Here is a 23,549-nt window from a genome sequence, read left to right as displayed (position 1 = left end):
TCACAATAACGGCAACAAACCGGGTTAACGACAATGCAGGACAATGACAACATAAATTAACTGCAGGTGAAACAAAACACTGGGATGTCCAATGCCAGCAAGCTGTAGCTACATGGTGTATGTAGGGCGAGGAGACTTCATGGCACCGCCCAACAAGGCTTCAATCTTGTTCTTGACCTCAATACCGCCATCTTTTTCGCTGAAGCGCACCCCGATACCTTGGGGACGGCTACCTTGCGTCACAGGCGTTATCCATACCACATGGCCCACGACTTTCAGCTTGACGGGATCATCCAACAGGCTCAGCAACATGAAAACCTCATCGCCAATGCGATAGGGTTTATTGGTGGGGATGAACAGGCCTCCCCCTTTGATGAAGGGCATGTAGGAGGCGTAAAGCGCTGCCTTTTCCTTGATGGCCAATGACAATACCCCAGGCTTGGCTGGGGAGCTGATCAAGGGGTCATTAGGAAGCGCGCTGGTACTCATGTTCTGGTTTTGGCGGAAAATAACTGCACATACTGCAACATCAGGCTTTCCAGTTGCAGCTCATTGTTCAATGGATGCGTCGCACTGCGGTAGGCATCGTCAAGTTTACGCTGTAATTCAAGCATTTGAGCCAAGTCTACGCTTTTGGCCAAGGCTTGCAAAGCGGCATTATGCAGGATGTGGTAACGCGCCTGTACGGCAAAGCGGCAGGCAAGCAGATCATAAAGCCATTTTTGCAATACCCGCATGGCCTCCGCCATTCCCAGGGCATTCAGCATTGTCGCCAGCGAATAAGCATCGGCACCAGCTCCACGAGCCAGTTGCGCCAGTATCAGCTCCAGCGGCTTGCTGCCCTCCGCCTGATCGCGCGCAGCCATAGGCGAGCCGCCGGCGTAAGCCAGCCTGACCTCCGCTTGATCTACCCCCTGCTCGTTGAGCCAGCTCAAGGCGCCCTGCATATCGGGCACCGGCATATCCACCTTGCGGCAACGGCTGGTAATGGTCGGCAGCAAGCGTTGCGGCTGATGGGCCACCAACAGGAACACTACGCCCGGTGGCGGCTCTTCCAGCATTTTCAGCAAGGCATTGGCTGAGGCCACATTCAGGCCTTCTGCCGGACATATCAGCGCGATGCGCACGCCATCGTTGTGATGGCTGGATAACTCCAGGAATCCGCCTAGCTCACGCACCTGGGCGACGGATATCTGTGTTTTTTTGGTAGTGGGCTTGGCGGGCGCTGGCGTATCTTCATCAGCTTGATCCTGCTCGGGGGCCAGCAAGCGAAAATCAGGGTGACTGCCTTGGGCAAACCACCCGCAACTGGCACAAACCCCACAGGCATGCCCATCGGCTTGTGGCTGCTGACACAGCAGGGCTTTGCTTAGCGCTTGCGCGAACTGCAGCTTGCCTATGCCGGCCGGTCCGCGTAGCAACATGGCATGCGGCAGGGTTTTCCGCTGCGCGATCAAGCCCGCCCATACGGCGTGTTGCCAGGGAAAAATCATCAGCTTCTGGCTCATAAGGCACTCAGGGCAGCACGCACAGCCAGTTTGACCTGCTCCAGCGGCTGGTTGGAATCAATAATGCGAAAGCGCTCAGGAAACTGCTGTGCCCGGTCCAGATAGGCACGGCGAATACGCCGGAAAAAATCTGCAGATTCACGCTCAAACTTATCCGGGGTGCGAGCCGCTGCCAGCCTTTGCACACTGACTTCCACTGGTACATCAAACAGCAAGGTCAAATCCGGCTGCAGCCCTTGCTGCACCCATTGCTCCAGTTGGGCAATGCGCTCCGCGGCCAGCCCTCTGCCACCATGCTGATAAGCAAACGAGGCATCGGTAAAACGGTCCGACAGCACATAAGCGCCGCGCTCCAGCGCGGGCAAGATCAAGGTAGAAAGATGCTCTTGCCGGGCAGCGAACATCAGCAGGCTTTCCGTTTCAGCCGCCATCGGGGTATGCAATAGTACTTCACGCAGCTGCTCACCCAGCGCCGTTCCTCCCGGCTCGCGCGTGGATATCACCTCTACGCCACGCGTCTGCAATTGCGCCAGAATGTCCGGTATATGCGTGCTTTTGCCCGCACCATCCATGCCTTCGAGAGTAATGAATTTACCGCGCACGATTGGGCCTCAATTGATACTGCACCACGGCCCGGTTATGTTCTGCCAGCGTCGATGAAAATTCATGGCTGCCATCGCCCTTGCCCACGAAATACAGCGCCTTGGTTTTCATGGGGTGCAGCGCGGCTTCAATGGCGCCCAGGCCAGGCATGGCAATCGGCGTGGGGGGCAAGCCGGCACGTGTATAGGTGTTGTATGGCGTATCCAGGAGCAGGTCTTTTTTACGCAGATTGCCATCAAAACGCTCACCTACCCCGTAAATCACGGTAGGGTCGGTTTGCAGGCGCATGCCCAGGCGCAGGCGATTTAGAAACACACCCGCAATTTGCGGCCGCTCAACGGCACGGCCGGTTTCTTTCTCAATGATGGAGGCCATGATCAAGGCCTGGTATGGCGTGGCATAAGGCAAGCCCGCGTCTCTGCCGGCCCAGGCCGTGGAGAGCTTTTGCTGCATGGTGGTGTAAGCCCGCTTGAGGATATCTTTATCGCTGGATTGCGGCGTGAAGTAATAGGTGTCGGGGAAGAATAAGCCCTCGGGAATTTCTTCGGTGGCCCCTACCTCGGCCAATATCTGCTGATCGGTATATGCCATGGTCATGTGGCGTACCGACTCATGCGCATTCAGCGCAGCCCGCATTTGCTGAAAAGTCCACCCCTCAATAAAGGTAATGCTGGCTTGCGTGGTATTGCCATTGGTCAAGGTAATCAGCAACTGATAAGGCGTAGTACCTGCCGCAATCTGATAATTACCGGCCTTGATGTCACCCGCCTTGCCAAACAGACGCACCAGCACTTCAAAGCTCCAGGGTTCCTGCAGCACGCCCTGCTGCACCAGTTGCAGCCCGACGCTACGCAAGCTGCTGCCCGCTTTCAGGGAGACGTCTTCCGTGGTGGCACGCGCCGCCAATGGCGTTGTACTGTAGAAATATAGCCATGCACCTGCTACCACCAGCGCCAGGCATGCCAGTAACAGTAAAGATCTAATCAATTTCATGTTGTTCCTGCAATAAATACCTTAACTGTTCCGCCAGTTGCTGAGGCTGCCAGGTTTTTCCGTTGAAGCGGGTTGCCTGCCATGCACCAAACAGGCTGTTGCAAATGATGATCTCGTCCGCTTGCATCATTTGATCCAGCGAAATATCCGCCACGCCTGCTTGCAGCCCCAGCGATGGCGCCAATTGCAGAATGCGATCACGCGTGACACCCGCCACCCCGCAGCGCCTGAGATCCGGCGTCAACAAGCGAAAACCAAACCGTAGCAGAATATTCGACATGGTGCCTTCGATCACAAACCCTTGTTGATCCAGCAATACCCCGTCAAAAATATCCGGGTCTTGCCACTCCATACGGGCCAGTATATTTTCCAGCCGGTTGAGATGCTTTATACCCGCCAGCCTGGGCTGATGAGCCAGCCTGAGATTGCACAGTGTCAGTTGCACCCCAGCTTCCGCATAATGCTGCGGGTAATCCGGCATGGCAGTTCGCATGACAATGCGGGTGGATTGCATCTCGGCACTGATGGCATAGCCGCGCCCTCCTGCCCCGCGACTGATGATGATTTTCGCAACCCCACTCGCATGATCGGCATAGAGCTGCTGAATATCGTTTAACAGCTCGCTGGCTGGTGGGCAGGATAAGCTTAACCGTGAACAGTCTTCACTCAGCTTGCGGTAATGCAAAGCCCATACCTGAGGGTTGCCAAGAATAACGGGCAAGGTTCGAAATACGCCATCGCCATAGGCCAAGCCGCGGTCTGCAGGCGATATCAATGCATCGGGCCGACCATTTACCAATGTCGGCAAGGGATACGTCATCGGGCGCTCATGTGCTCGTTAAAAACACCGTTATCCTAAAGCATGTTGACGTCATTACAAAGGAGTCTTGCATCCACAAAAGCTGTGGATAGATTTGTGGAAGATTGCAGGATAATGCCGCTAAGTATCGCTGGGCATTAGATTTTTTGATTTTGACTCAAAAAGAGCTAAAAATAATTAGCTTATTAAAATCAACAACTTGAAAAATTAAAGCAATCTCGAGTGTGGCCTTCTGTCACAGGACCGTCAAATGCGACAAAACTGTGCATAACCATCAAGGCCATGCACAGTTTTGAGCATAAGACAAGCCTGATCGGCAGATCAGATTTTGGCAAACACCAGGGAACCGTTGGTACCACCGAAGCCGAAGTTGTTTTTCAGCGCCACATCAATCTTCAGATCACGCGCCTCATTGGCGCAATAATCCAGATCACATTCAGGATCCTGATTGAAAATGTTGATAGTGGGAGGCGATACCTGATGATGAATGGAGAGAACCGTAAATACCGACTCCAGACCACCCGCACCACCCAGCAAGTGACCCGTCATCGACTTGGTGGAGTTCACCACCAGATTCTTTGCATGGTCACCAAATGCCGCCTTGATCGCATTGGTTTCATTGGTATCACCCAGCGGAGTGGAAGTACCGTGTGCATTGATGAACTGCACCTGATCCGGATTTACGCCAGCGTTATTCAATGCATTACGCATGGAACGACGTGGACCATCCATATTAGGCGCGGTCATGTGATACGCATCGGCACTCATTCCGTAGCCTACCAACTCGGCATAGATCTTGGCGCCACGTTTCTTGGCAGATTCGTACTCTTCCAGCACCATGACACCAGCGCCTTCGCCAATCACGAAGCCATCACGATCACGATCCCATGGGCGGCTAGCCGTCGCAGGGTCATCATTGCGCGTGGACAATGCGCGCGCGGCGGCAAAACCACCTACGCCCAGTTGCGTGATGGCCGCTTCTGCGCCACCGGCAATCATGACATCCGCATCGCCGTATTCGATCATGCGGGCAGCATCACCGATGGAATGCGTGCCTGTGGTACAGGCGGTGACAATCGCCACGTTCGGGCCCTTAAAGCCGTACATGATGGAAAGATTGCCGGAAATCATGTTGATAATGGTGCCGGGAATAAAGAACGGCGAAATTTTTCTTGGACCGGATGTGTGAAACGTCTCATCCGTCTCTTCAATAAGCTGCAAGCCGCCGATACCGGAACCGATGGAAACGCCGATACGCTCGGCATTTTCCTCAGTCACTTCAATACCCGAATCACGCACCGCCTCAATACCTGCTGCCATGCCGTACTGGATAAAGGTATCCATACGACGCGCTTCTTTGGCAGGCAAGAACTGGGAGACGTCGAAACCCTTCACTTCGCCCGCAATTTGCGAGGCGAAGGGACTAGGATCGAACTTGGTGATTCTGGTGATACCGGATTTCCCGGCCAGTAGATCAGACCAGGACGCCTGAACACCGACACCAACCGGTGATACGACGCCCAGGCCAGTCACGACAACTCTGCGCTTCTGCAGATTGTGCTTGGACAAAAGCAACTCCAGAATTTAAGAATGGATGGGGGAAATTACTTGAGGTTGGCGCTGACGTAGTCAATCGCTTGCTGAACGGTTGTGATCTTCTCTGCTTCTTCATCAGGAATTTCACAATCAAATTCTTCTTCAAGTGCCATCACGAGTTCAACGGTGTCGAGCGAATCAGCACCCAGGTCATCTACAAAGGAAGATTCATTCTTTACATCAGCTTCATTTGCACCCAATTGCTCAGAAACGATCTTTTTAACGCGTTGTTCGATGTCAGACATCTAAATACCCCTTTCAAGTTTATGTTGCTTACAAAAGCTCGGGCTATTCTAGCAAAAGTCCCGAGGAATTCAAAAAACTGCTTGATACTAAAAACCTGGCGATCACGCCATGTACATGCCGCCATTTACGTGCAAGGTTTCGCCCGTAATATAAGCCGCTGATGGAGAAGCCAAAAACACGACGGCCGCTGCAATATCATCCACATGACCCAGCTTGCCCAGGGGAATCCTGCCCAGCAGATCGTCCCGCACTTTTTCGGGGAGTTCACGTGTCATGTCGGTATCAATGAAGCCTGGAGCCACACAATTGACGGTAACGCCACGACTGCCGAGCTCGGCAGCCAGTGACTTGGTAAAACCACTGACGCCAGCTTTGGCGGCGGCATAGTTTACCTGGCCGGCATTGCCGGTGTGTCCCACGATAGATGAAATACTGATAATGCGGCCTTGACGAGCCTTCATCATGGGGCGCATTACCGCTTGCGAGAGACGATATACCGATGAAAGATTGGTGGAGATGACTGCGTTCCAGTCATCTTCCTTCATGCGCATCAACAAGGTATCGCGGGTAATGCCTGCGTTATTCACAAGAATGCCAATATCGCCATAAGTCTTGGCAATCTGGTCAATCACGGCATCGATCTGCTCGGTGTTATTGACATCCAGTGCCAACCCCTGCCCTTTAATACCTGCCGCTTGCAGCGCCTTGGTAATTTGCTCAGCGCCGGCTTCACTGGTGGCGGTGCCGATAACAACCGCTCCGTTGCGGCCTAATGCCTGGGCAATGGCTGCACCGATACCACGGCTAGCGCCAGTGACCAGCGCGATTTGATTCTGAAGCATCTGCGACTCCTGAATAAATTATGATTTGAATTGAGATTGAGCTTCGTCAATCGCAGCCTGGCTGATCAATGCAACACATGCCAACTCAGGAACAATGCGCTTAGCGAGCCCCGCCAGCACCTTGCCTGGCCCACACTCAGCACTTTGTGCAATACCTTGCTGGCTGATCTTCTGGACAGTTTCCACCCAGCGAACCGGGCTGTATAACTGACGAACAAGGGCGTCCTTGATTTTCGCTGCATCATCATGCGACTCAACATCTGCATTGTGAATGACAGGAATACGGGATGGGCTGATGGTGACATCTTGCAGGTAATTCTTCAGCTCAGCGGCGGCGGGCTGCATCAGGGCGCAATGAGATGGCACACTGACCGGCAGCAGAATGGCGCGTTTGGCGCCCTTGCCTTTGGCTGCTTCCATCGCGCGCTCCACGGCCTCACGATGGCCTGCGATTACCACCTGACCTGGGGAGTTAAGATTAACCGCTTCAACAACCTGGCCTTGAGCCGCTTCAGCACAGGCTGCACGCACGTCTTCATCGCTTAAGCCCAATACGGCGGCCATGGCACCTACGCCTTCGGCAACTGCTTTTTGCATCACCTCTGCGCGGTAACGCACCAATGGCAATGCCGCATCAAAGCTGAGTGCACCTGCAGCCACCAGAGCTGTATATTCGCCGAGACTATGTCCTGCCATGATGGCAGGCGCATCGCCATGCTGAGCCTGCCAGGCACGCCATGTCGCGACCCCGGCAGTCAGCATCAAGGGTTGCGTATGGGCTGTCTGGTTCAGCAAGTCATTTGGCTCGGTCGCCATTTTCCAGAAATCCTCACCGAGAATATCGGAAGCTTCGACAAAGGTATCGCGGATCACAGCCAGACCATCAAAGCCCTGCATCATGCCGACGGATTGAGAGCCCTGTCCGGGGAAGAAAAATGCAAATGTCATGTCAATCTCTATGAGTTGTCTTTTAGAACTTAACTAGTACCGAGCCCCAGGTGAATCCACCACCAAAGGCTTCCATCAGGAGGGTTTCGCCACGCTTGATACGGCCATCGCGCACAGCAACATCCAGCGCCAGCGGAATAGAAGCCGCCGATGTATTGCCATGGCGATCCACGGTAACAACGACTTTTTCCATGCCCATGCCAAGTTTCTTGGCGGTGGACTGGAGAATACGGATATTTGCTTGATGAGGCACCAGCCAATCCACATCGGACTTTTGCAGGCCATTGGCTTCCAATGTTTCATCCACGATAGCGTCGAGCGTATTGACCGCCACCTTGAAAACAGCGTTGCCTTCCATATGGATAGTCTTGCTGCCTTCTTTTTGGGAAACACCGGTCGGCACATTGAGCAATCGAGCATATTGGCCATCCGCATGCAAATGCGTGGACAAAATACCCATCTCTTCAGAAGCACTCAGAATAACGGCACCCGCGCCATCACCCCACAAAATGCAGTTGCTGCGATCAGTCCAGTCGGTAATACGCGACATTGTTTCTGCACCAATCACCAATGCGGTTTTTGCGGCACCGGACTTGATGAAGTTATCTGCAGTCGCCAAGGCATACACAAACCCGCTACAAACGGCTTGAATATCAAATGCCGGACAAGGACCGAGCCCAAGGCGAGCCTGTACCAGACAGGCGGTGCTCGGGAACACACGATCCGGTGTGGTGGTTGCCACGATCACCAGATCGATTTCTTCATGGGTAATACCGGCAGCTTCGATGGCACGCAATGCGGCTTCGTAAGCCAGGTCACTGGTAAACTGGCCTTCAGCAGCAATGTGGCGCTCGCGGATGCCAGTGCGAGTCACGATCCACTCATCACTGGTGTCGACCATGCGTTCAAGTTCTGCATTGGTCAGTATGCGCTCGGGCAGATAACTGCCCGTTCCGGCGATACGGGAATATGTCATGCTAATTCTTTCGTAGTCTCAGCGGGTAGCTGCGACGCTGGTGCTGGCTTGATATGTTCTATTTCCAGCTGTTCTGTAATGCGCTTCAATACGCCACTACGGGATTCTTCACTTGCCACATTGATGGCGTGCAGAAAGGCAAACGTGTCCGCACCACCGTGGCTCTTCACCACAATGCCGCGCAGGCCCAGGAAACTGGCGCCATTATAGCGACGATGATCCAGCCGCTTGCGGAATGCCTTCAGAACCGGCATGGCAGCCAGGGCCATGATCTTGGTCAGCCAGTTGCGCTTGAATTCCTGCCCAAGAAAACTACCCATCATCTGAGCCAGGCCTTCGGAGGTTTTCAAGGCAACGTTGCCGACAAAACCATCACACACCACCAGATCTGTCGTGCCTTTGTAGATGTCATTGCCTTCAATATTGCCGTAAAAATTCAAATGACTCGCCCGCAGCAACTCTCCAGCCTGTTTGACCACTTCATTGCCCTTGATATCCTCGGAGCCGATATTAAGCAGGCCCACCGTGGGTCTTTCCTTGTGCTCAACACAGGACACCAGCATGGCACCCATAATGGCAAACTGCAGCAGATGCTCTGGCGTGCAGTCAGCGTTGGCGCCAAGATCCAGCATATAGGTAAGGCCCTTGCGACTCGGCAAGGTGGCGGCAATAGCTGGTCGATCGATACCCGGCAAGGTTTTCAGCACAAAACGGGCGGTCGCCATGAGCGCTCCCGTATTTCCAGCGCTAACGCAGGCGTGGGCTTCTCCACTCTTGACCAGATTGATGGCAACACGCATTGAAGAATCTTTTTTATTCTTCAGCGCGCTTTGCGGGGATTCGTCCATGGTGACGACCTCGCTTGCATGATGAATGCGCAAGCGGGGGCCGACCTTTGCATGATGCGCAGCCAGCTCAGCCTCGATAACCTCGGCTAATCCAACCAGAACGATATTGATTTCAGCATCCTGCTTTAACGCTTGCAGCGCAGCAGGAACGGTGACATGAGGGCCGTGGTCGCCGCCCATGGCATCCACAGCAACTGTGATATCCATGTACTAATTGGCTTTTATATAAAAACAAAGCGCCGATTCTTTATCAGAACCGGCGCATCTGTTTGATACTAACTTACTCGCCCTTGGCAGGCAGAACCTTACGACCACGGTAGTAACCGCTAGGGCTTACGTGGTGACGCAGGTGAGTTTCACCTGTGGTTGGCTCAACAGCCAATGGTGGGTTAGTCAGAAAATCGTGCGAACGGTGCATGCCGCGCTTCGATGGGGACTTCTTGTTTTGTTGAACTGCCATGATCTACTCCTGTTAACTAATTAATCCCGGTGCTTTCCGGACTTCAAACCCTGCAACACCGCAAATGGATTAGGTTTTCCCAGCTCAAGACGATCACCCTTTACGGCACAATCCTCTTGTTCGTGCTTGGGTGCCAGCGGCATCGCCAGCAACACCTCATCCTCTATCAATTCCGACACTTGCATATGCGTTTCAGCAACCAGGTAATCCCTGTCATCGAGATCCTCTTCTTCTGACGGAATAGCATCCTCATCGGGCACCAGGTAATACAATGTCGAAATGTCGATGTTGTATGACATGGCTTCCAGACAACGCTGACATGTTAAACCCAGATCCCCGGACACCTTTAATTGCAGTGTTGGTTTGCCGTCGTTAACATTCCCCAGCAAGCGCCAATTCAGCGCGCCATCGGCTGATGCATAGGCATCCTGAAGGCGCGGAAATTGCGAAACCGGAATTGTACCATGAATTTCAAGCGCTTTTCGCGCAAACTCAATGCTATTGATGATGTTCTGTGCAGCCATAGGGGCGCATGATATAATTTGCATGTTTCTGTGTCAAAAAATCAGGTCTCAAGCGTGATCAAAAAAATACTTATAGCTAATCGCGGTGAAATTGCAGTCCGCATCGTTCGCGCATGTTCAGAAATGGGAATCAAGTCAGTCGCCATCTACTCTGATGCCGACCGCCACGCATTACATGTAAAGAAAGCCGACGAAGCCTATAACATTGGCTCAGACCCTGTGGTGGGTTATTTGAATGCACATAATATCGTCAACCTGGCCGTGGCTTCAGGTTGCGACGCCCTGCATCCCGGCTACGGCTTTTTGTCCGAAAATCCCGAATTAGCCGAAATATGTGCCCGCCGCGGCATCAAATTCATTGGTCCGGATGCAAAGGTCATTCGCCAGATGGGTGACAAGATTCAGGCACGTAATGCCATGATCAAGGCGGGCATTCCCTGTGTGCCTGGCAGTAACGGCAACCTGGCCGATCTCGAGGAAGCCCGCACCCTTGCCCGCAAAATCGGCTACCCCGTCATGCTGAAAGCCACTAACGGTGGCGGCGGACGTGGCATTCGCCGGTGTAATGATGAAAAAGAATTGCTCAGCAACTACGACCGCGTGATCTCGGAAGCCAGCAAAGCGTTTGGCAAACCCGAAGTATTTCTCGAAAAGTGCGTGGTTAATCCCAAACATATTGAAGTACAGATCATGGCTGATAGCCATGGCAACGTGATTCATCTGTTTGAACGCGACTGTTCCATTCAGCGCCGCAACCAGAAACTGATTGAAATTGCCCCCTCGCCGCAATTAAGCAATGCGCAACGCGAATACATTGGCAAATTGGCAGTCAAGGCTGCAAAGGCCGTAGGCTACAAGAATGCTGGCACCGTGGAGTTTTTGCTGGACTCGGATAACAGCTTTTATTTCATGGAAATGAATACCCGCCTGCAGGTAGAGCACACGGTTACCGAAACCATCACCGGTATTGATATCGTGCAGGAACAGATTCGCATTGCCGATGGTCTTAAACTTCAATACAAGCAAGAAGATGTGCACTACCGCGGGTTTGCCATGGAGTTTCGCATCAATGCTGAAGATCCGAAGAAGGACTTTTTGCCAAGCTTTGGCAAAATCACGCGTTACTATGCCCCGGGCGGCCCAGGTGTCCGTATGGATGCGGCAATGTACAGTGGTTACGTCATTCCGCCTTATTATGACTCCATGTGCGCCAAGTTAACGGTGTGGGCACTCAACTGGGAAAGTGTGATCGAGCGTGGTCGCCGGTCGCTGAACGACATGGTGGTTTACGGCGTGAAGACCACGATTCCTTACTATCAGGAAATTCTTAATCATCCTGATTTTCGCAGTGGCAAGTTTGATACCAGCTTTGTTGAATCCCATCCGGAGCTGATCAATTATGAAACCAAACTACCGCGCGAATTGATCGCCGCCGCCATCTCAGCCGCCATAGCAGCGCACGAAGGCATCTAAATAGAACCCGTATTAATAGTGAAGCGATAAGTTAAGAATATGGCAAAAGTATATGTTACTGATGTAGTTTTACGCGATGGCCACCAGTCATTGATCGCAACGCGCATGCGCACTGAAGACATGCTGCCCATCTGCCCACAGCTTGATGCCATTGGTTACTGGTCATTGGAGGCCTGGGGTGGCGCGACATTTGATGCGTGCGTACGTTATCTGAAGGAAGACCCTTGGGAGCGTCTGAAGAGTTTGCGCAAGGCCTTGCCATCGACGCCCATCCAAATGCTGCTGCGCGGCCAGAATCTGCTTGGATACCGTCATTATTCCGACGATGTGGTACGCGCATTCGTGCAAAAGTCCGCCGATAATGGCGTGGATGTTTTCCGCATATTTGATGCGATGAATGATCTGCGCAATCTGCGCACCTCTATCGAAGCCGTGAAAAAAGTCGGCAAGCACGCCGAAGGTACTATCAGCTACACCACCAGTCCCGTGCATGGCATTCCTTATTTTGTCGAGTTGGCCAAAGAGTTGGCCTCCTTCGGCTGTGACACCATCGCCATCAAGGACATGGCCAGTCTGCTGACGCCTGAAATCACCGGCGAGCTGGTCAAGGAACTGCGTGCTGCCACCAATTTGCCTATACACCTGCATGCCCACGCCACTTCGGGTTTGGCCAGCATGTCCATCCTGCGTGCGGTGGATAACGGCGTCGCGATTGTGGACGGTGCCATTTCCTCCTTTGCGGAAGGCGCAAGCCTGCCGACCACTGAAAGCATTGTGGCGGCATTGCAAGGTACCGAGTACGACACCGGCCTTGATCTGGGCAAGCTGCAAGAAATTGCCGCCTACTTCCGTGAGGTTCGCAAAAAGTACTGGCAATTTGAAAGCGCCTTCACTGGCGTTGATACACGCGTACTGGTGAATCAGGTGCCAGGCGGCATGATTTCGAATTTGTCCAACCAGCTTAAGGAGCAAGGCGCTCTGGACCGCATGGATGAAGTATTGGCAGAAATTCCACGTGTGCGTGAGGATTTGGGCTTCCCTCCGTTGGTCACGCCTACCTCGCAAATCGTGGGAACCCAGGCCGTACTGAATGTGATGACCGGCGCCCGTTACAAATCCATCACCAACGAGGTGAAAAACTACCTGCTGGGGCAGTATGGCAAGGCACCAAGCACCGTCAATACCGATGTGAAACACCTTGCTGTGGGTGATGCCGTGGTCGTTACCTGCCGCCCAGCGGATCTGCTGGATGCCGAAATGGATAAACTGCGCGCAGAATCTGAAGGATTGGCAAAGACAGAGGAAGATGTGCTGACTTATGCCATGTTCCCTGATCTGGCAAAAACCTTCCTGCAGGAGCGTAATGCAGGCACACTGAAACCAGAAGCGCTACTGACCAAAGAAGCTGCCTCAACTTCGGCCGCTCGCTACGCGCCTCATGAGTTCAACGTGACCCTGCACGGTGAAACCTTCCACATCAAGCTGACAGGTAGCGGTCATGCTGGAGAAGATCAGCGCCCATTCTATGTCTCTGTAGATGGTGTAGCTGAAGAAGTTGTAGTCGAAACACTGAGCGAAATTGAAGTCAGCGATGGCAATACCAATGGCAACGGCCGTAAAAAAGCGTCCAGTAGCGCCAGCAATAGCACTGGGCGCCCTCGCCCATCGCATGTTGGGTGTGTGACTACGGCCATGCCCGGGACCATTGTGGAAGTGAAGGTCAAGGCTGGTGACCAGGTGAATGCCGGGGATGCAGTGCTGGTGATTGAAGCGATGAAAATGGAAAATGAAATCCAGGCGCCTAAATCCGGCATCGTCGTTGCCGTGCATGTCGTCAAGGGTGACAGCGTGACTCCTGACGAGTCTTTGCTGGAAATCCAGCCCGCTTAACCGCAGCATCATCCATAACAAGCCGGCAGTTTTCATATCTGTCGGCTTTTTTATTGGTAAAAGAACTTATGTCTGTCGAACTGATTCTTGCCTCCTCCTCCCCATTCCGCCGCGACTTGCTGACCAGGCTGGATATCCCGTTTATCTGCTGCGCACCTGATATTGATGAATCACCTTTAGCCAATGAAAAGCCCGAAGACACCGCCTTGCGGCTCAGCCAGGAAAAAGCGCGCAAAGTCGCCGCGCAATACCCACAAGCCCTGATCATTGGCTGCGACCAAGTGGCGACGCTGGATGGGCAGCAAATTGGCAAACCGGGTACGCACGCAAACGCTGTAAAGCAATTGCAAAGCATGCGGGGACGCGAGGTCACCTTCCATAGCGCGCTATGTCTATACAATGCCGCCACTGGCACCATGCAGGCGGATGTTGTGCCTTACGTGGTCGAATTCAGAATGCTGAGTGATGCCCAGATTGAAACCTATCTGCATAAAGAGCAGCCATACAACTGTGCAGGCAGCGCAAAATCGGAAGGGCTTGGAATTGCGCTCATTGCACGCATGGAGGGCACAGACCCGAACGCCCTGATCGGGTTACCATTGATCCGCCTCATCACTATGCTGCAAAACGAAGGCTTAACCATTATCTAAGCGGGCAACGCCCCAAGGAGATTTTCATGCAAAACCGTGTTCTCGCTCTATGTCTGAGCAGTCTGTTTGCCAGCCAAGTACTGGCCGCTGATACAGAAGAAATACTGAGTACATTGCAGGATCAAACCCAGGTAGCCGTCACCATTTACAACGAGGACCTTGCCCTCATCAAAGACCAGCGAAAAACCAGACTGCCTGCGGGTAACAGTGTATTGACCCTGCGCGATGTCAGCGCCCAATTGCGCCCCGAGACTGCACTGTTACGCAGCCTGAGCACACCCAGTACGCTGAACGTCGTTGAGCAGAATTTCGACTTTGATTTGCTGACGCCGGAAAAGCTGCTGGAAAAATATGTAGGCAAGACAGTCCAGCTCGTTCGGACCAACCCTGCCACGGGCGTTGAGACCAGCGAGCAAGCGCAGGTGCTGTCGGCGAATAATGGTGCCGTGCTCAAAATTGGCAACCGCATTGAAACCGGCATTGCAGGCCGCATTGTCTACCCGGATGTCCCTGCCAATCTGCGCGACCGTCCCACCCTGCTTACCCATCTCAGCAACAAGCAGGCCGGCGACCAAACCGTGGAGCTCAGCTACCTGACCGGCGGCCTATCCTGGAAAGCTGACTATGTTGCCGAACTGAATGCGGCTGAAGACAAGCTGGACTTGTCAGCCTGGATCACGCTCAACAATACCAGCGGCGCAACGTATCGTAATGCCAAATTGCAACTGGTAGCCGGCGATGTGCATCGCGCACCACAAGCCAGGCCCATGCTAATGAAGATGGCACGATCGGAAATGGCGATGGATGCCGCCGCCCCGGTCAGTGAAGAATCCCTGCTGGAGTATCACCTCTACAGCCTGGATCGCCCCACTACCCTGGCTGAAAACCAATCCAAACAAGTTGCCCTGCTCAGTGCAAGCCAAGTGCCTGTTCGCAAAGAGCTATTGCTGAAAGGCGCGGATTATTACTATGGTTCCAGCGTGGATGAAATCGGCCAGAAACTCAAAGTCGGGGTCTTTATCGAGTTTGATAACAAGGAAGCAGACCGCCTTGGCATGCCTTTGCCTAAAGGCACCCTGCGCGTGTACAAAAAAGATCGCCAGGGCAATGCTCAGTTTGTAGGTGAGGACAATATTGACCATACCGCACGCAATGAAACAATCAGGCTGAAGCTGGGTGATGCCTTCGACATCAATGCCGACAAGAAGCAAACCGACTTCAAGCAATTACCCAATCCAGCCAAAGGTAGCAGAGCCACAGAAAGCGCTTACGAGATTGTGCTGCGCAATGCGAAAAAAGAAACTGTCACGGTCATTGTGCAAGAACCAATACCCGGCGATTGGAAAATCCTGATGGAAAGTCAGCCAGGTAACAAGCTGAACAGCCATCTGTACGCCTGGAAAGTCCAGATCCCAGCCGAAGGCCAAGCCGTACTCACTTATCGCACGCAGGTTAAATATTGATCTCATGAGCACGACCTCCTCCTCCACAGTCACATCATCGCCCTTGGGCACGCTTTATCTGCTGCCTGTCACCCTGGGGGATGACCGACTGGATCATGCGCTGCCCGCTGAGGTATTGAAACTTGCCAGAACGCTGGACACCTTTGTGGTGGAGAACGAAAAAACGGCGCGGCGCTTTTTATCCCTGATCAAAACTGATAAGCCGGTACGTGAACTGACCCTGTTGCCGCTCAATGAGCATACCGAAGAAAAAGCCTTGCCTGAGCTGCTCAAGCCTCTGCTGCAAGGTCGTAACGTAGGGATTATGTCGGAAGCAGGTTGCCCGGGCATTGCAGACCCGGGCGCCAGACTGGTGGAACTCGCGCACCGCAAAGGCATCAAGGTGGTGCCCTTGGTCGGTCCTTCGTCCATATTATTGAGCCTGATGGCCTCAGGGCTTGATGGGCAGCGATTCAGCTTTCATGGGTATCTGCCCAGCGACAAGGCTGCGCGAATTCAACGCTTGAAAGAATTGGAGCGGGAATCGCAAAAGTGGCAACAGACTCAGCTATTCATCGAAACGCCATACCGTAACCAGCATATGCTGGAGGATATTCTGGCCCAGTGCCAGGGGACGACGAGGCTTTGTGTAGCCACCAATATCAGCCTGAGCACAGAGCGCATCGCGACTAAAACAATCTCCGAATGGAAGCGGCACGAGTTGCCGGATATCCACCGTCAACCCACCGTATTTCTGTTATTGGCAGCTGGCGGGCGCTAGAGCAGTTTTTTGACAGGCGCATAACTGCGCCGGTGCACAGGCGAGACGCCATGCTCAATCAGCATGGCCATGTGGAATGCGGTGGGATAGCCTTTGTGTTTGGCAAATCCATAATGAGGATATTGCTGGTCAAGCGCGTACAGCTCTTTGTCGCGTGCAGTTTTCGCCAGAATAGAGGCCGCAGAAATCGCCTCGACCTTGCTGTCGCCATCAACAATCGCTTCTGCCACCATGGAAACCTGTGGGCAGTGCAAGCCATCCACCAGTAGTTTGTGAGGCTGAATGCCGAGTTGTTCGACCGCCCTGCGCATTGCCAGCAGACTGGCTTGCAGGATATTGATGCTATCGATTTCTTCCACCGTGCTGTGGGCAATGGCCCAGGCAAGCGCATGCTGCTTGATTTCCAGCGTCAGCGCATCCCGTTTTTTTTCGGACAGTTTTTTGGAGTCAGCCAACCCTGGAATAGGCCTGGCAGGATTCAGAATCACGGCAGCTGCGTAAACGGCCCCAGCCAAAGGCCCCCGCCCGGCTTCATCCACCCCGCAAATGATGAGTTCACTCATGGCAAGCAAGCCAGAATGGCACTTGCAGCTTTTTCCTCAGTATTTTGCCGCAGAAGATGATGAATGCGCGTGAATTCAGCTTTGATTTCTTCCATCTGGGTTTTGTCGTTCACCATCTTAAGCGTGGCTTCAGACAACTTTTCTGGTGTCGCATTGTGCTGCAGCAACTCTGGAACCACAAAGCGCCCGGCCAAGACATTGGGCAGTCCCACATAAGGGAGATAAAGCATGCGTTTCAATATTTGCCAGCTCAGCCAAGGCATACGATAGGTGATCACCATGGGGCGCTTCAGCAAGGCTGCCTCCAGTGTGGCAGTGCCCGATGCCACAATGACGGCATCCGCAGCTTCCATCGCCATATGGGCATGCCCAAATAAAATATTGATCGGCAGTTCTTCCGCTTTTTCATCGTAAATGGCCTGCTCAAAAATCCTGCGGGTTTCACGCGTAATCAGCGGAACAACAAACTGGATACCGGGCTGATGCTCCAACATTTTTCGGGCGGTTTGCACATAGAGCGCCGCCAATTGGCGCACTTCACTCTGGCGGCTACCCGGCAACATGGCAATGACGACCTGCCCTGCCTTGAGCTTGAGATTCTGACGTGCCTGCACCTGATCAGGCTCAATAGGCAGGATATCTGCCAATGGGTGCCCCACATAACTGACCGGCACCCCGGCCTCTTTGTATAAGTCGGGCTCAAAGGGGAATAGCGCAAGCATATGGGAAACCGCACGCTTGATCTTTGACATCTTGCCACGGCGCCAGGCCCAGATGGAGGGGCTCACGTAATGAACAGTGGGAATGCCGCGGCGCTTGAGTTTGCGTTCCAGGCCAAAGTTAAAGTCAGGCGCATCAATCCCGATGAAAAGCTCGGGGCGAGCCTCGATAAGATCACGGGCAAGCTGGCGGCGCAACCTTAACAAACCAGGCAGATGACGCAAGACCTCCAGATAACCGCGAATGGACAAGCGCTCCATGGGGAAAAGTGTGCGTGCCCCTTCGGCCTGCATCTTAGGGCCTGCAATGCCGACAAACTGCAGATCCGGCCTATGCTTTTTCAAGGCTCGGATCAAATGACTGCCAAGAAGATCACCGGACGACTCTCCGGCCACAATGCCGATAATGGGCATGCTACAGGTCTTTCTTAACGGACAATGCCGCGGGTGGAAATATTCAAAAAGTCTAACAAGATATCCAGCTCCTGGCACTCCACGAGTTGCAAGGCCAGCTGCTCTTTGGCTTCTTCCAGGGTCAAGCCCTGACGATAAAGCGTCTTGTATGCGCGCTTGATACGGGTGATGCTATCCGCGCTAAAACCACGTCGCTTGAGCCCTTCAGCATTAATGCCATGTGGCTTGGCGTCGTATCCCGCGGCCGTTACATAAGGAGGAATATCCTTGAAAACAACGGTGCCAACGGCGGTCATGACATGCGAGCCGATTTTGCAGAACTGATGCACCAGGGTAAAGCCCCCCAGAATGGCATGGTCGTACATATCGACATGTCCGGCCAGCGAGGAGTTGTTTGCCAGAATCGTGTGATTGCCTACCTGGCAATCATGGGCAATATGGACATACGCCATGATCCAGTTATCGTTTCCGATACGGGTCACGCCCTTATCCTGAACCGTACCGCGGTTCAGGGTGCAGAACTCGCGAATGGTGTTGTTATCGCCGATTTCGAGCCGTGTAGGTTCGTCACGGTATTTTTTATCCTGTGGCGCCTCTCCTAGCGAGGAAAAATGAAACAGGTGATTGTTCTTGCCTATGGTCGTAGGGCCTGCAATCACCACATTATTGCCTACGCGCGTTCCTGGCCCGATCTGCACATCCGGACCTATGCTGGTATAAGCGCCAACTTCAACAGTGCTATCAAGCTCCGCTCGCGGATCAATGATCGCTGTCGGGTGGATTTTAACCTGGGACGTCATAATGGCTACTCAATTGCCTTCAATATGCACATCATTTCGGCTTCTGCCACGACCACATCATCAACCAAGGCCTGACCTTTGTATTTCCAGATACCACGAAGGATACGATCTATGCTGACCTTGAGAATAAGCTGGTCACCTGGCGATACCGGCTTTTTGAACCGCGCGCTATCAATGCCGGCAAAGTAATACACCGACTCATCATTGGGCTTGGTGTCCATCGTCTTGAACGACAAAATGGCAGCCGCCTGGGCCATGGCTTCCACAATCAGAACGCCAGGCATGACAGGATGATAAGGAAAATGGCCAGGGAAAAAAGGCTCGTTCATGCTGACGTTTTTGACAGCCACGATTTCCTTGCCAAGTTCCAGGGATAAGACCTTGTCGACCAGCAAGAAAGGGTAACGGTGCGGCAGGTGCTCTAATATTTCATGGATATCCATGCTGGTAACAGCCTGATCATTCATGGCATTTCCTCAATTTCTATTTGTTATGTCCAGCTGCGCCCTGATCTGCGCCAACTCATTTTCCAACTGCTTTACCCGCTCGGACATATCGCCCAGACGACGTATATTTGCCGCCGTCTTGAGCCAATCGCCATGTGTCTGGAACGGCATCAGCGCTGTGTAAGTATCCGTTTTCAGCAATGATCGCGTAATCATGCTGCCCGGCGAAATCGTCACTCCATCTGCAATCTCCAGATGCCCCAGTATCATGGCAGCACCCCCTATCCGGCAATGCTTGCCAACGATTGCGCTACCGGCAATGCCAACGCATCCCGCAATCACGGTATGGGCACCTATCCGGCAGTTGTGCCCGATCTGAATCAGGTTATCAAGCTTCACACCCTGCTCAATAATCGTATCGTCCAGGGCGCCTCTATCTACCGAGGTATTGACGCCAATTTCCACGTCATCTTCGATAATGACTCTGCCAACCTGAGGGATTTTAACCCAGCGCCCCTGATCATTGGCGTATCCAAAACCATCCGCGCCTATCACCACGCCTGCCGCCATGACACAACGCTCACCGATCTGGCAATCTGCATAGATCGTGACATGAGACTGCAGCATCGTCTGGCTGCCGATATGCACATTGCGCCCAACCACACAGCCTGGGCCAATCACCACGCCTTCACCCAACTTCACCCCAGGCGCTATCACAGCATAATCCATGACAGTAGATGAGGCAGGTACGACAGCATCCGGAGCCACACTGGCATTCGGGCTAATGCCTGGCACATACTCGACACGCGGATTCAGCAGATCTGAAACACGTGCGAAATAGGCATAAGGATTATCGGTCACGATGCGCGGCAGCGTCGTCAATGCACGATGCTGTTCACTGATGATAATCGCACTCGCTGCCGTATCGGCAAGCTGAGTACGATACTTGGAATCAGTTATGAAGCTGATATGCCCAGCTTGGGCATTGGCCAGTGAGGCGACACGGCTAATGACAATATCACCATCACCGACCAGCTCGCCTCCCAGCCTGGATACGATCTCCGTTAAGGAGTATTGCGCTTTCATCAGGCCAGGATCGCTTTCTAATACCAGAATTACTTCTTGCCCAGAGCCTTCAGTACCTTGTCGGTAATATCAATTTTCTTGCTTGCGTACGCTACGCCACCGTAAACAACCAGATCATAACCTTCAGCTTCGGATACCGAAGTAACGGCTTTGTTGATGCGGTCTTGCAAAGCACCCAGCTCTTCGTTTTTGCGCATGTTCACATCTTCACGCAATTCGCGCTGTTTACGCTGAAACTCGATCTTCAGGTTGGATGCATCACGCTCTTTATTGCGACGGTCAGTTTCTGACAAGGTGAGGCTGTCTTTGTCCAGCGAGGTTTCGATATCTTTGATCTGCTTTTGAAGACGGTCCAACTCTTGGGTACGAGGGCTGAATTCCTTCTCGAGCTTTTTACCGCTCTCCGCCGTTTGTGGCGCCTCTTGCAGAATCTTGTCCACTTGTACGTAACCCACCTTGAGCTCTGCTGCAGACACGTTCAGTGTAAAAGCAGCAAATGCTGTCAAGACCAGGCTTTTCAATAATTTACTCAATTCATTCTCCAATATTTAAAACTTAATCATACAAACAGCTTAGAACTGCGAACCCATCTGGAATTGCAGGATCTGCGTCTTATCGTCGTTATACAAGGTTTTGCCATCGGTTTGCACAGCATCCTTTTGTGCGTTCAGGGCCTTGGCCAATACGAGCTTGATAGGCCCGAATGGCGAATACCAGCTCACGCCAATACCTGCTGAGTAGCGCAGATCGCCAAGATCCATACGCTCATCCGATGTATACACGTTACCCGCATCGATAAATGTACTCAGGCGCAATTGCTTGGAATCCTTCATGCCAGGAATGGGGAAATACAACTCCGCATTACCCAGCAGACGCTTGGTACCGCCAATAGCATACCCGCGTTCATTCACCGTGTCATAGAGACGAGGACCAATCGAGCTGGTTTGATAACCGCGCACCGAGTTTACACCACCGATGTAGAAGTTCTTGAAGAACGGGAAGTCCTTGCTGCCATAAGTGTCACCATACCCTGCTTCACCATTCAGCATGAAGGTGATATTTGGCGTAATGTCCTTGTACCAGGAATGCTTGTATTCCACCTTGTAATACTGCAAGTCCAGGCCAGGCAACCCAATTTCCGTGCTCAAACGCTGGTAAACACCCTTGTTGGGGAACAACACATTGTCCCGGGTATCATGTGCCCAGCCCAGATTGAGCAAGACGCTGGTGTTATCGCACCCATTGGCGTTAGAGTCACCGCAATAGCGACGATACTGTATGGGGCTGCTTGAAGTCAGATCAACCTGGGTAAAGTCAAAGGTCAGACCTGCACTCACCGAATCACGCTCATTCAGCGGCATGCCAAAGCTTACGCCAGTACCGTAAGAAGATGTTTTGTAACTACCTGTACTCAGATACGAAGTATCAATATCGCGGCGATACGCATTGAAGGTACGGCTTACGCCATCCGGCGTGAAGTAAGGATCGGTGTAACTCAATGAGTAGATGGTGTTGACCTTACCGGTATTCACCTGCGCAGACACGCGATTACCCGTACCCAGGAAGTTGTTCTGGTTCACCGTAACACCGAATACCACACCTTCAGCACTGGACAAGCCAGCGCCAAACATTACGCTACCGGTCGATTTTTCAGTGACGTTGATGTTCAGGTCCACCTGATCATTTGTGCCAGGTACCGCAGGCGTTTCCACGTTCACATCCGAGAAGAACTGCAAACGCTCCAGACGTTGCTTGGAACGATTAATCTTGTCAGCGCCATACCATGCGGATTCCATCTGGCGCATTTCACGCCGCAATACCTCATCGCGGGTGCGTGTATTACCGGTCAGGTTGATACGACGGACATATACACGGCGACCTGGGTCGATGAAAAAGGTGAAGGCAACAGTATGCTTATCTTTATCAACGTCGGGCACAGCATTGACGTTAGCAAATGCGTAACCGTCGTTACCAAGCCGGTCGCCAATGGCCTTGCTGGATTCTGTAATTTTCTGGCGATTGAAGTATTCACCTGTTTGCAGGCTGATCAGCTTGCGCGCTTCTTCTTCCGCCAGCAGCATTTCGCCAGCCAGCTTGATATCGGTAACGGTGTATTTCTCACCTTCACTGATATTGATGGTGATGTAAATGTCACGTTTGTCTGGGGTAATCGAGACCTGGGTGGACTCAATATTGAACTCCAGAAAACCTTGATTCATGTAAAAAGACCGCAAGGTCTCTAGATCAGCGGTCAATTTTTGCTTGGAGTACTGATCATTCTTGTTCCACCAGGTCATCCAGCCTGGCGTGGTCAATGAAATGGTTTCCAGCAGGGTTTTGCTATCAAAAGCCTGATTGCCGACAATATTGATGCTGCGAATCTTGGAGATGGCACCTTCTTCAATATTGAACTGTACTGCTACGCGATTGCGCTCCAGAGGAGTGACCACGGCTTTCACGGTAGCGCCATACTTACCTTGGGAAAGATACTGACGTTTGATTTCCTGTTCAGCACGGTCCAGCATGGATCGGTCAAAAATCAAGCCCTCAGCCAGACCAATCTGCTTCAGGCCTTCTTTCATTTTGTCACTGGGGAAGGATTTATTGCCGCTGAAATTCAGCTGGGCAATCGCAGCGCGCTCCTGAACGACAACAACCAGCACATCCTGATCCGCCTCAATACGCACATCCTTAAAGAACCCAGTGCCATAAAGCGCTTTAATTGCCTGAGTCGCCTTGTCATCATCCATGGTCTCACCGACCTTGACAGGCAGGTAGTTGAATACGGTACCGGCTTCGGTACGCTGTATCCCATCTACTCGAATATCCTTCACTACGAATGGCTCAAGTGCCATTGCTGATGTTGCATACATACCCAATACCACAAACGGTATATGCTTAAGCTTGATGCTTAAATTCAT

The 23,549-nt window shown here is 52.7% G+C and carries 25 protein-coding genes; 5 read left to right on the top strand and 20 right to left on the bottom strand.

The features are described 5' to 3' along the window. Window positions 1–108 precede the first annotated feature (108 nt). From ACWWD9_RS06970 to ACWWD9_RS06910, 13 genes are all read right to left on the bottom strand, one after another. Complete coding sequence (locus tag ACWWD9_RS06970) at window positions 109–489, bottom strand: PilZ domain-containing protein (protein WP_013442235.1); 381 nt, start codon at window positions 487–489, stop codon at window positions 109–111. Continuing rightward, window positions 486–1,508: a DNA polymerase III subunit delta' gene (holB, locus tag ACWWD9_RS06965; RefSeq protein WP_455866558.1), complete on the bottom strand. Its 1,023-nt coding sequence runs from the start codon at window positions 1,506–1,508 to the stop codon at window positions 486–488. Before holB ends, ACWWD9_RS06970 begins: the two co-directional genes overlap by 4 nt. Next, a complete protein-coding gene (gene tmk, locus ACWWD9_RS06960) occupies window positions 1,505–2,110 on the bottom strand; it encodes a dTMP kinase (RefSeq protein WP_455866557.1) in 606 nt (201 codons plus the stop codon). Before tmk ends, holB begins: the two co-directional genes overlap by 4 nt. Beyond that, the gene (gene mltG / locus ACWWD9_RS06955) at window positions 2,100–3,104 is read right to left on the bottom strand and encodes an endolytic transglycosylase MltG (protein WP_455868115.1); all 1,005 of its coding nucleotides are present in this window, start codon (window positions 3,102–3,104) and stop codon (window positions 2,100–2,102) included. The genes tmk and mltG overlap by 11 nt, the downstream gene beginning before the upstream one ends. Then, a complete protein-coding gene (gene pabC, locus ACWWD9_RS06950) occupies window positions 3,091–3,924 on the bottom strand; it encodes an aminodeoxychorismate lyase (protein WP_455868114.1) in 834 nt (277 codons plus the stop codon). Before pabC ends, mltG begins: the two co-directional genes overlap by 14 nt. 321 nt (window positions 3,925–4,245) lie before the next feature. Then, window positions 4,246–5,478 (bottom strand): beta-ketoacyl-ACP synthase II, encoded by a 1,233-nt coding sequence (gene fabF, locus ACWWD9_RS06945; protein WP_041362697.1) that lies wholly within the window; start codon window positions 5,476–5,478, stop codon window positions 4,246–4,248. Window positions 5,479–5,528: 50 nt separating this feature from the next. Next, on the bottom strand, window positions 5,529–5,765 hold the full coding sequence (acpP, locus tag ACWWD9_RS06940; RefSeq protein WP_013442241.1) for an acyl carrier protein: 237 nt from the start codon (window positions 5,763–5,765) through the stop codon (window positions 5,529–5,531). A 102-nt stretch (window positions 5,766–5,867) separates the two neighbouring features. Continuing rightward, on the bottom strand, window positions 5,868–6,608 hold the full coding sequence (gene fabG / locus ACWWD9_RS06935) for a 3-oxoacyl-ACP reductase FabG (protein WP_455868113.1): 741 nt from the start codon (window positions 6,606–6,608) through the stop codon (window positions 5,868–5,870). Between the two features lie 18 nt (window positions 6,609–6,626). Then, a complete protein-coding gene (gene fabD / locus ACWWD9_RS06930; protein ID WP_455868112.1) occupies window positions 6,627–7,556 on the bottom strand; it encodes an ACP S-malonyltransferase in 930 nt (309 codons plus the stop codon). Between the two features lie 22 nt (window positions 7,557–7,578). Continuing rightward, entirely contained in the window at window positions 7,579–8,532 is a 954-nt protein-coding gene (locus ACWWD9_RS06925) for a beta-ketoacyl-ACP synthase III (RefSeq protein WP_455868111.1), read from the bottom strand. Beyond that, window positions 8,529–9,587, bottom strand: a complete 1,059-nt coding sequence (gene plsX, locus ACWWD9_RS06920) for a phosphate acyltransferase PlsX (RefSeq protein WP_013442245.1) — start codon at window positions 9,585–9,587, stop codon at window positions 8,529–8,531. The genes ACWWD9_RS06925 and plsX overlap by 4 nt, the downstream gene beginning before the upstream one ends. A gap of 73 nt (window positions 9,588–9,660) precedes the next feature. Next, window positions 9,661–9,840, bottom strand: coding sequence for a 50S ribosomal protein L32 (gene rpmF / locus ACWWD9_RS06915; RefSeq protein ID WP_015830096.1), 180 nt, complete (start codon window positions 9,838–9,840; stop codon window positions 9,661–9,663). Window positions 9,841–9,860: 20 nt separating this feature from the next. Next, a complete protein-coding gene (locus tag ACWWD9_RS06910; protein ID WP_013442246.1) occupies window positions 9,861–10,364 on the bottom strand; it encodes a YceD family protein in 504 nt (167 codons plus the stop codon). 54 nt (window positions 10,365–10,418) lie between these two features. Between ACWWD9_RS06910 and ACWWD9_RS06905 the strand changes: the two genes are divergently transcribed. From ACWWD9_RS06905 to ACWWD9_RS06885, 5 genes are all read left to right on the top strand, one after another. After that, window positions 10,419–11,837 (top strand): acetyl-CoA carboxylase biotin carboxylase subunit, encoded by a 1,419-nt coding sequence (locus ACWWD9_RS06905; protein ID WP_015830097.1) that lies wholly within the window; start codon window positions 10,419–10,421, stop codon window positions 11,835–11,837. Between the two features lie 39 nt (window positions 11,838–11,876). Next, window positions 11,877–13,727, top strand: a complete 1,851-nt coding sequence (oadA, locus tag ACWWD9_RS06900) for a sodium-extruding oxaloacetate decarboxylase subunit alpha (protein WP_455868110.1) — start codon at window positions 11,877–11,879, stop codon at window positions 13,725–13,727. Window positions 13,728–13,795: 68 nt separating this feature from the next. Beyond that, window positions 13,796–14,377 (top strand): Maf family nucleotide pyrophosphatase, encoded by a 582-nt coding sequence (locus tag ACWWD9_RS06895; protein WP_455868109.1) that lies wholly within the window; start codon window positions 13,796–13,798, stop codon window positions 14,375–14,377. A 26-nt stretch (window positions 14,378–14,403) separates the two neighbouring features. Next, window positions 14,404–15,840 (top strand): DUF4139 domain-containing protein, encoded by a 1,437-nt coding sequence (locus tag ACWWD9_RS06890; RefSeq protein WP_455868108.1) that lies wholly within the window; start codon window positions 14,404–14,406, stop codon window positions 15,838–15,840. Between the two features lie 4 nt (window positions 15,841–15,844). Further along, window positions 15,845–16,600 (top strand): SAM-dependent methyltransferase, encoded by a 756-nt coding sequence (locus tag ACWWD9_RS06885; protein ID WP_455868107.1) that lies wholly within the window; start codon window positions 15,845–15,847, stop codon window positions 16,598–16,600. Here the strand turns inward: ACWWD9_RS06885 and rnhB are convergent. The 7 genes from rnhB to bamA are packed head-to-tail and all read right to left on the bottom strand — an operon-like array spanning window position 16,597 to window position 23,549. Further along, window positions 16,597–17,163 (bottom strand): ribonuclease HII, encoded by a 567-nt coding sequence (gene rnhB, locus ACWWD9_RS06880; protein ID WP_159355605.1) that lies wholly within the window; start codon window positions 17,161–17,163, stop codon window positions 16,597–16,599. The genes ACWWD9_RS06885 and rnhB overlap by 4 nt on opposite strands. Then, complete coding sequence (gene lpxB, locus ACWWD9_RS06875; protein ID WP_015830103.1) at window positions 17,160–18,296, bottom strand: lipid-A-disaccharide synthase; 1,137 nt, start codon at window positions 18,294–18,296, stop codon at window positions 17,160–17,162. Before lpxB ends, rnhB begins: the two co-directional genes overlap by 4 nt. 14 nt (window positions 18,297–18,310) lie before the next feature. Further along, entirely contained in the window at window positions 18,311–19,096 is a 786-nt protein-coding gene (gene lpxA / locus ACWWD9_RS06870) for an acyl-ACP--UDP-N-acetylglucosamine O-acyltransferase (protein ID WP_455868106.1), read from the bottom strand. 5 nt (window positions 19,097–19,101) lie between these two features. Then, window positions 19,102–19,563 (bottom strand): 3-hydroxyacyl-ACP dehydratase FabZ, encoded by a 462-nt coding sequence (fabZ, locus tag ACWWD9_RS06865; RefSeq protein WP_013442255.1) that lies wholly within the window; start codon window positions 19,561–19,563, stop codon window positions 19,102–19,104. A 9-nt stretch (window positions 19,564–19,572) separates the two neighbouring features. Beyond that, window positions 19,573–20,628 carry a UDP-3-O-(3-hydroxymyristoyl)glucosamine N-acyltransferase gene (gene lpxD / locus ACWWD9_RS06860; RefSeq protein ID WP_455868105.1) on the bottom strand — a complete coding sequence of 352 codons (1,056 nt, stop codon included), beginning with the start codon at window positions 20,626–20,628 and terminating at the stop codon, window positions 19,573–19,575. Window positions 20,629–20,657: 29 nt separating this feature from the next. Further along, window positions 20,658–21,161 (bottom strand): OmpH family outer membrane protein, encoded by a 504-nt coding sequence (locus ACWWD9_RS06855; protein ID WP_015830106.1) that lies wholly within the window; start codon window positions 21,159–21,161, stop codon window positions 20,658–20,660. A gap of 39 nt (window positions 21,162–21,200) precedes the next feature. Next, window positions 21,201–23,549: an outer membrane protein assembly factor BamA gene (gene bamA / locus ACWWD9_RS06850; RefSeq protein ID WP_013442258.1), complete on the bottom strand. Its 2,349-nt coding sequence runs from the start codon at window positions 23,547–23,549 to the stop codon at window positions 21,201–21,203.

The sequence above is a fragment of the Methylovorus sp. SPW-M1 genome (genome assembly GCF_053848825.1).
Note: the sequence above shows the minus strand (reverse complement) of the source record. Positions and strands in the feature narration are given on the sequence as shown.